Annotated in this window: 3 protein-coding genes; 1 reads left to right on the top strand and 2 read right to left on the bottom strand. The window is 64.1% G+C overall.

What is annotated here, in order from left to right; genetic code table 11:
- Window positions 1–129: 129 nt before the first annotated feature.
- Window positions 130–963: an SdpI family protein gene (locus WBF82_RS15950; protein ID WP_424383955.1), complete on the top strand. Its 834-nt coding sequence runs from the start codon at window positions 130–132 to the stop codon at window positions 961–963.
- On the opposite strand, the gene WBF82_RS15945 is transcribed toward WBF82_RS15950, so the two are convergent.
- Both WBF82_RS15945 and WBF82_RS15940 read right to left on the bottom strand, forming a co-directional pair.
- On the bottom strand, window positions 960–1,967 hold the full coding sequence (locus tag WBF82_RS15945) for a PHP domain-containing protein (protein WP_424383954.1): 1,008 nt from the start codon (window positions 1,965–1,967) through the stop codon (window positions 960–962). The two genes, WBF82_RS15950 and WBF82_RS15945, sit on opposite strands and share 4 nt — an antisense overlap.
- Window positions 1,968–1,987: 20 nt before the next feature.
- Window positions 1,988–2,419, bottom strand: coding sequence for a hypothetical protein (locus tag WBF82_RS15940; RefSeq protein WP_424383956.1), 432 nt, complete (start codon window positions 2,417–2,419; stop codon window positions 1,988–1,990).
- Window positions 2,420–2,427 lie beyond the last annotated feature (8 nt).

Raw genomic sequence — 2,427 nt, 5'->3', positions numbered from 1 at the left:
ACCCGCGGAGTGCTGGTCGGCCGCGACCCCGACCTGGAAATGCCGCATCTACCCGACTAACGGTGTTGCGGCGATGCAGCGAACAAATTAGCGGTCAGCGAGGTCGTCGCGGCTTGTCATAATTTCACAATGACTGCGCCTGCCAACCGTGCGACGACGATCGCCGGGTGGCTTACCGCGGTGGTGTTGTGCGCGGTGACGACACTCGTTCTGCTTATCTTCATCGACGGCTATGCCCTGGCGATGCATCATCGGCTGCCGCCCAATGGCACATTCGGGTTTCGCGATGAGACGACACTTTCCTGCCTGTCGGCATGGTATGCCGGGCAGAAAGCGGGGTTCACCTGGTTCCTGTTCGCCGGTGGCCCGCTGCTGGTTTTCAACATCGTGTTTTGCGTTTCCGCGGCGATGAAGCGGCGTTCACCATCGGAGGTTGCCGCGATGTCCATGGTGACGCTGTTGCTCGTAGGCGTCGTCGCCGTGATCGCTGGCATACACGCCGACAGCGTCGCCCGTGCCGTCGACACTGCCAGCTGCTCTCCCCCTCCCCTACAGCAATTCGGGCCGAGCTTCAATGTCCCCCACCATCTCGGCGCCACGTTGGCGGCAGGGTCCTTCGCGTTCGTGCAGATCCTCACCGGGGTGCTGCTCATCCGTAACTGGTCACGCGCTGCTAACGGAAAGCTTCAGCGCAATCCGTATTTCGGCATCCGCACCCCGTCGACGATGCGCAGCGAGCAAGCATGGGTGGCCGGCAACCGCGCCGCGTTACGCCTGGTGCCGCTGCATCTGCTGACCGGCGTCGTCACAGTCATCGCGCTGCTCGCCGTCGCAATGTTTACTTCAACAATCATCGTTGTAGTCACCGGAATCTGTTGCCTTGCCGTCTTTTTCGCGCTGATCATTTACACCGCGGTCTTCGCCAGCCGGTTCGCGAGATCGGCCGATGGTTCCCTGCATTAGTTGCGGCGCGTCCACTCCAGCAGCTTGTCGACCGGCCAGGTGTTGACGACGCGGTCGGCCGGGACGCCGGCATCCAGCGCGCGCTGAGCGCCGTAGCCGAGGAAGTCGAGCTGGCCCGGCGCATGCGCATCGGTGTCGATGCTGAAGTCGCATCCGATCTCCAGTGCGAGGTTCAGCAGCCGGGTTGGCGGGTCGCGACGTTCGGGCCGCGAGTTGATCTCGACGGCGGTGCCGTGATCGCGGCAGGCGGTGAACACCGCTTCGGCGTCGAACTTCGACTCGGGTCGGATGCCGCGGTTACCGGAAACCAGCCGGCCCGTGCAGTGACCGAGAACGTCGGCGTTGCCATTGCTGACGGCACGCACCATCCGCCGGGTCATCGACTCCGCATCCATCGACAGCTTCGAATGCACGCTGGCCACCACGATGTCGAGGCGCTCCAACAGCTCGGGCTCTTGGTCCAGGCTGCCGTCGTCGAGGATGTCCACCTCGATGCCGGTCAGGATCCGCATCGGCGCTAACCCGTCACGCAGGCCGTCGATCACGTCGAGTTGCTTGCGCAACCGCTCCGGCGAAAGCCCGTTGGCGATGGTCAGCCGCGGCGAGTGATCGGTCAGCGCACAGTACTCATGGCCAAGTGCTGCGGCGGTCGCCATCATCTCGTCGATCGGCGCGGAGCCATCTGACCAGTTCGAATGCAGATGCAGGTCGCCGCGCAGTGCAGCCCTGATCTCGCCGCCGCCGAGATCCTGTGCGGCAGCACGCAATTCGACCAGAGCATCGGGTTCACGCCCGGACCACGCCTGGTCGATCACTTTCGCGGTCTTGGGCCCGATGCCCGGCAGCGACTGCCAGCTGTTGGCCTGGCCGTGGCGCTCTCGTTCGGCGTCGTCGAGGCCCTCGACGATGTCGGCGGCGTTGCGGTAGGCCATTACCCGCCGGGAGTCTTCCCGCGCTCGGTCCTTGTAATAGGCGATCTGTCGCAGAGCGGCAACCGGGTCCATCACTCCAGTGTGCCCGCCGGCTAGAAGAACTGGGCGGCGATGAACCCGCCGAGCAGCACCCCGAAGCCACCGATCTCACCGATGATCAGCAAGACCATCTCCACCCGCAGTGCCCGATCGGCGCTTTCGAATTGGTTGACGGTGTCCCGCCGCATGCCGTGGCTGATGTAGCTCGCAATGGCGGCGACGAAGAAGAACACCAGCACCGCCGCTGCGGCCAGATTCACCCACGTCGGCCACGCGCTCAATTCGACGAAGGCCGCGATCAGCAGCGTCGCGAATGAATACAACAACGCCGCCCGGTGTGCGATGTCGACATAGGGATGTGCGCGGTGGTCGGGTGCGGCCATGATCTGGCGGTACTTCCATACGCCGAGCACCAAAGCGAGCAGAAAGATCAGCCCCGCCGCCAGCAGGGTGATTCTGGTGTCGATGCCCAAATGCCAATTCATTGCCCGGC

Source organism: Mycobacterium sp. (assembly GCF_049673265.1).
In the GTDB taxonomy this organism is placed as follows: Bacteria; Actinomycetota; Actinomycetes; order Mycobacteriales; family Mycobacteriaceae; genus Mycobacterium.
Note: the sequence above shows the minus strand (reverse complement) of the source record. Positions and strands in the feature narration are given on the sequence as shown.

What these genes read in the sequence shown, in the direction of transcription:
- WBF82_RS15950 (WP_424383955.1), top strand. Translation starts at nt 130, where the DNA reads ATGACTGCGCCTGCCAACCGTGCGACGACGATCGCCGGGTGGCTTACC.
- WBF82_RS15945 (WP_424383954.1), bottom strand. Translation starts at nt 1,967, where the DNA reads ATGGACCCGGTTGCCGCTCTGCGACAGATCGCCTATTACAAGGACCGA.
- WBF82_RS15940 (WP_424383956.1), bottom strand. Translation starts at nt 2,419, where the DNA reads ATGAATTGGCATTTGGGCATCGACACCAGAATCACCCTGCTGGCGGCG.